The organism is Dolichospermum sp. UHCC 0259 (assembly GCF_009711935.1).
Classification (GTDB): domain Bacteria; phylum Cyanobacteriota; class Cyanobacteriia; order Cyanobacteriales; family Nostocaceae; genus Dolichospermum.
In genome coordinates, this window is record NZ_VIKX01000063.1 from 1 (window position 1) to 4,929 (window position 4,929).

Annotated in this window: 6 protein-coding genes; 4 read left to right on the forward strand and 2 right to left on the reverse strand. The window is 39.8% G+C overall.

The annotated features are described in order from the left end of the window. Positions 1-68: 68 nt before the first annotated feature. The 4 genes from FJR05_RS05115 (at position 69) to FJR05_RS05130 (ending at position 2,401) form a co-directional block, all read left to right on the forward strand. Positions 69-257: a hypothetical protein gene (locus tag FJR05_RS05115; RefSeq protein WP_027404162.1), complete on the forward strand. Its 189-nt coding sequence runs from the start codon at positions 69-71 to the stop codon at positions 255-257. 201 nt (positions 258-458) lie between these two features. Next, positions 459-977, forward strand: a complete 519-nt coding sequence (locus FJR05_RS05120) for an inorganic diphosphatase (protein WP_168643115.1) — start codon at positions 459-461, stop codon at positions 975-977. A gap of 129 nt (positions 978-1,106) precedes the next feature. Next, positions 1,107-1,490, forward strand: coding sequence for an aspartate 1-decarboxylase (gene panD / locus FJR05_RS05125; protein WP_168643116.1), 384 nt, complete (start codon positions 1,107-1,109; stop codon positions 1,488-1,490). An 11-nt stretch (positions 1,491-1,501) separates the two neighbouring features. Then, on the forward strand, positions 1,502-2,401 hold the full coding sequence (locus tag FJR05_RS05130) for an MBL fold metallo-hydrolase (RefSeq protein WP_168643118.1): 900 nt from the start codon (positions 1,502-1,504) through the stop codon (positions 2,399-2,401). Positions 2,402-2,510: 109 nt separating this feature from the next. On the opposite strand, the gene FJR05_RS05135 is transcribed toward FJR05_RS05130, so the two are convergent. Next, positions 2,511-3,569: an anthranilate phosphoribosyltransferase family protein gene (locus tag FJR05_RS05135; RefSeq protein WP_168643120.1), complete on the reverse strand. Its 1,059-nt coding sequence runs from the start codon at positions 3,567-3,569 to the stop codon at positions 2,511-2,513. Between the two features lie 103 nt (positions 3,570-3,672). Further along, positions 3,673-4,608 (reverse strand): LysR family transcriptional regulator, encoded by a 936-nt coding sequence (locus FJR05_RS05140; protein ID WP_168643122.1) that lies wholly within the window; start codon positions 4,606-4,608, stop codon positions 3,673-3,675. Between the last annotated feature and the right edge of the window lie 321 nt (positions 4,609-4,929).

A 4,929-nucleotide genomic window follows, 5' to 3' on the forward strand; every position in this document is an offset into this window, starting at 1 on the left:
GTAAAGGATTCACAGAATTAACACACTAGAGTCAACCTACTCGTGATTCTGATTAATTACAACTTTGTATGAATTTAAATAGCCCGTCTGCCAATTCTTCCGATACATATTCCCAGCGTTTGGCAGACATCGTGGGAACACTGATCGCTCTGATCACTCTCACTTTACCAGTATTTATCATTGCCCACTATTCTTCTGTTAATGTTGAAAACAACCAACCATCCTTAACTTACAATCTATCTATTCGCGGAGATTAAAATATACAGCAGAATTTAAGACTGACAGTAGAGGATTAGGGGCAGGGAGTTTTCTTCTTTGCCTTTTTTGTTGGTCATTTGTGAAATTTACCAGTATTTTAGAAGGAATATTGGGGAAGAGATCCACAATGCCTTAAAATCTTACACTGGGAGCGAAAATGGCTGCTACCGCTGATTCACTTTTAGTAAAGGAGTTTTATTGTGGATTTATCTTTGATTCCTGCCCAACCAAAGCCAGGTGTGATTAATGTTCTGATTGAAATTGCTGGTGGGAGTAAAAATAAATACGAATACGATAAGGATTTACAAGCATTTGCCCTAGATCGGGTTCTTTATTCTTCAGTTAAGTATCCTTATGATTATGGTTTTATCCCCAATACCTTGGCTGATGACGGCGATCCGTTAGATGGTATGGTGATAATGGATGAGCCAACATTTCCTGGCTGCGTTATTGCCGCTAGACCAGTTGGTTATTTGGAAATGATTGATGGTGGCGATCGCGATGAAAAAATTCTTTGTGTTCCCGATAAAGATCCGCGCTATGCTCATGTAAAGTCCCTTAAAGACATAGCCCCTCATAAACTGGAAGAAATTGCCGAATTTTTCCGTAGTTATAAAAATTTGGAAAAAAAGGTGACACAAATTCTCGGTTGGCAGGATGTTGATAAGGTAGCCCCCTTGGTAGAAAAGTTCATTCAAGCAGCTAAAGCTAAAGCATAATAGATTATGGGTGATGGTAATGTGAATTACTCATTACCCACTAAACCAATAATTGTGGAATAATCAGTAACAACCTACTGATCTGATCCCCGAATCTCTCACTGGTTGCAAAAAAAAATTTAAAATCAAATGCAGCGCACTCTCTTATCAGCAAAAATTCATAACTGTACACTCACAGCGGCAAATATTAATTATGTGGGCAGTATCAGCATTGACGAGGTTCTCTTGACAAAAGCTGGTATATTTCCTTATGAGCAAGTACAAGTAGTGAATATTGCTAATGGTGAGCGTTTTATTACTTATGCCATATCGGCTCCAGCTAATTCGGGAGCTATTGAACTGAATGGAGCGGCCGCACGTTTAGGCGTAGTTGGCGATCGCTTGATTATAATGGCTTACGGGCAGTTTACTATAGAAGAGTTAAAATGTTACTCTCCTACTGTTGTAATTGTGGGTGAAAAAAACCAGTTATTAGAAGTGCGACATTATGATGATCTGCTTAGTAAGCTCTAATTTTCAAGAAAATGTCAAATTTTGAGTGGTCCGATTCTCAAATTTATCCCCCCGAACAGCTAAGTCCCATCCTGGCTAATCAGTCTGAGCTATTTCAGGTCAGATTCTGGGGTGTACGTGGTTTGATTCCTACTCCTAGCACCCATAACATTCGCTATGGTGGTAATACTGGCTGTGTGGAAATGTATGTAGCCGGAAAACGCTTAATTTTTGATGGAGGGACTGGTTTACGCATTTTGGGCGGAAATTGGCAAGAACTAGAGCAAGCTATCGAGGCACATTTATTTTTTACAAATTCTCAATCTAATCGCATCCAGGGCTTTCCTTTTTTTGCTCCAGCATTTATCACCAATAATTGTTTTCATGTTTATGGAACGGCGGCATCTAATGGTGCGTCCATTAAGCAATGTATATGTGACCAAATGCTTCAACCTCACTTTCCTTATCCTTTACAAGTGATGAAGTCAGTATTGAAGTTTTATAATTTGATGCCAGATCAATTAATTGAGTTAAATGATGTCAATATTCAAACAACATTAATTAATAAAAATCAGCGCTCAATTGGCTATCGCGTAACCTGGGGGGGATACAACGTTGCCTATGCTGCGGATTTACATAAACTTATTACTTCGGAAGAGGAAACACGAATTTTAAAACTTATTCAAGATGCTGATTTATGGATTACTAATGCCATTTATGCTCCGCCAACGGATCATAGACATGAAATGAGTGAATCCTTTTGGGAACTAGCCGTAAATATGGCTCAGAAGGCTGGAGTAAAACGTTTAGTTATCTCCTACCATCATCCTGATGATGATGATGATTTGCTTGATCATGTTCAAACTGAAATTCAATCATTCTTCCCTAAAGCATTACTAGCCCGTGAGGGACTTGTTTTAAGTATTAATTAGGAGTCAGGAGTCAGGAGTCAGGAGTCAGGATTTAGAAGAAAGAAGGAAGAAGGAAGAAGGATTTAGAAGAAAGAACGAACGAAGAACGAAGAAAGAATTGGTCGTAAATTTAACTCAGCAACATTTTAATTTGGTGCAGTTTAGCAGCTAATATACCACTGGTAATTAATTCGGCGGCTTTGTTTATACCAGCTTGTATATCTGGACAAATTTCACTGCGCCATAGGTAAAAACCACCATTCCAGAGGGCTGTTTGCATTAATTCACTGGCTTTTCCCGTCAAAACCCCTTGCATATCTTTAATTAGTTCTTCTGTAGTAGTTAGAGGAACATTTTTAGTAGTAAAGCCATATTCACGGGGTGAAAGTTGTAGACGGGTTAATATTGCTGGATTTGATGAAGATAAACCGATGATAGCTGTGCGATCGCGCGGTAAGTCGCAACTACCTTCTAAACCTTTAACAAAAGTATATTTTGTGATTCCACGTAATCCTAAAGCCGCTTGAAACATTGCTTCCGTGGGTGGATGAACAAAACCGGCAATAATATGAGCTTCCCCAGCATAAGGACACCAAATTAACTCCATTGTTGCTAACGGTGGACGTTTCCCCAATTGATCACGATATTCCCACAAAGTTTGATTTAAAGGAAAATGCTTGGGTGTGTAAATAAAGCCGATTCCTGTTTCTTCAAAAATCCGCTGGGTTTGTTCCAGTGATAAACCAGTCCAATCTATTCCTAAACCTTGCCAAATTTCAATTAAAGGCAAACCATATTTGGTGGGTAAGCGATAGCTTCGCTCGCCAGAGGCACCGCCCCCGTGCATAATTACAGGTTGTCCCGCAGCAGCTAATAATAGAGCCGTAATGATATTAATGGGTGCGGTGCGAGTTCTGCCATCATAGGGTATACCTAAAACAATGACAGGTTGGGCTATTGCCGACAATTTGGGACCAAATTCATGGTAAGTATCTAACATCCCGGCTAACTCTTCACCCGTAGGACGTTTAATCCGATGAGCAATTAAAAACGCGCCAATTTGTGCTGGTGTCGCTTCAGCCAATAACATCATTTTTGTCGCGGTAGCCGCTTCAGCACGGGTTAAATTATCTGATGTGTGACTTCCACTACCTACTTTTTGAATAAATTCTCGAAATTTATTAGTCATTTGTTAGTTGTCAGTTGTCATTTGTCAGTTGAAAAAGGCAATTTTAAAAGGACAGTGCTGTGTAGACTCAAATTGATCATCAAACTCCTTCCACAATTCTCTTTTACTTCTGACTCTTGCTAGAATTTTCAGGAATATTATCCTTGACAAGTTGCCAAAAATATTGTATGGGAGGAATGTGAAGGCGATCTTGAGTTGTTACCATGACTACCTGACGAGTTAGAGGGGAATTATTGCCTAAATTATTATTGTCGTATAGGGGACGAACTGCCAGGGTGGGGTCATATCTGGCTTCTATGAGTGCTGACTGGGGAAGTAAGGCAATGAGTTCTCCTTGACGAACTACTCCCCGAAAAGCATCGAGGGTGTTTACTTCTAAAGCTGTTTTAAGTGTAGTTTTCATCTGTTCAAATTTATCTTGAATCAGACGTTGCATTCCATAACCATCCTTAAATACTACTTGAGGATAACGAATTAACTCTAACCAGGGGATAGATTCATATTCAGCTAGGGGATGATTGGCTGCGGTGAGGACTTCTATGGGTTCTTCGTATAGGAATTCTATCGCCATTTCCTTGCCTGTGATCAGAAAGCGATTGTGCATGACAATTGCTAAATCTACCAAACCATCTTTGAGGACTTTCAGAGAGCGATCGCTTCCTAATGATGTGACTCGCAATTGGACATCTGGATAATGATGGCAAAACTTTTGTAACACTGGTGGCAAGTAAGAACCACAAACTGAGTGTATCGCTGCAATACATAGTTCTGGTTGCTTTCCTCCGATTAAATCTGTCAATTCCTGTGTAGCAAAGTCCCATTCCTGGCAGATTTTATGCACACGAGGAAGTAACCGTTCACCCCCTAACGTTAATTTGGCATGGGAGGTTCTATGAAATAGTTCTATCCCTAAATTTGCTTCTAATGCCTGAATTTGCCTACTAATAGTTGATTGAGTCACACCACATTGTTTTGCTGCTTGTTGAAAGCTGCCAGTTTGAACAATCGCCAAAAAGGCTTGCAACTGCTCTAGACGCATTTTGATTTAACCTAAGTATAAAATTATAGCTCTTATTAATTTAGCGGGTTATCTGTATAATTTTAATTTAATTTAATTAGTTGTCCAGTATTTAATTTACATAATCACATTAGCAAAAATACTTGCGAATACTGAATTGATGCGTTGTATAGCAATTTATATAGCAGGGAACAGGGAATTGGTCATTAGTCATTGGTCATTAGTCATTGGTTAATTTTCTCCTCTGCTCCTCTGCTCCTCTGCTCCCCTGCTTCTCTGCTCCTCTGCTCCTCTGCTCCTCTGCTCCCCTGCCCCCTGCCCCCCTCAGAAGGCTGGAGTAAA

Coding starts and splice junctions, on each gene's coding strand:
- panD (WP_168643116.1), top strand. CDS start 1,107: ATGCAGCGCACTCTCTTATCAGCAAAAATTCATAACTGTACACTCACA.
- FJR05_RS05140 (WP_168643122.1), bottom strand. CDS start 4,608: ATGCGTCTAGAGCAGTTGCAAGCCTTTTTGGCGATTGTTCAAACTGGC.
- FJR05_RS05135 (WP_168643120.1), bottom strand. CDS start 3,569: ATGACTAATAAATTTCGAGAATTTATTCAAAAAGTAGGTAGTGGAAGT.
- FJR05_RS05130 (WP_168643118.1), top strand. CDS start 1,502: ATGTCAAATTTTGAGTGGTCCGATTCTCAAATTTATCCCCCCGAACAG.
- FJR05_RS05115 (WP_027404162.1), top strand. CDS start 69: ATGAATTTAAATAGCCCGTCTGCCAATTCTTCCGATACATATTCCCAG.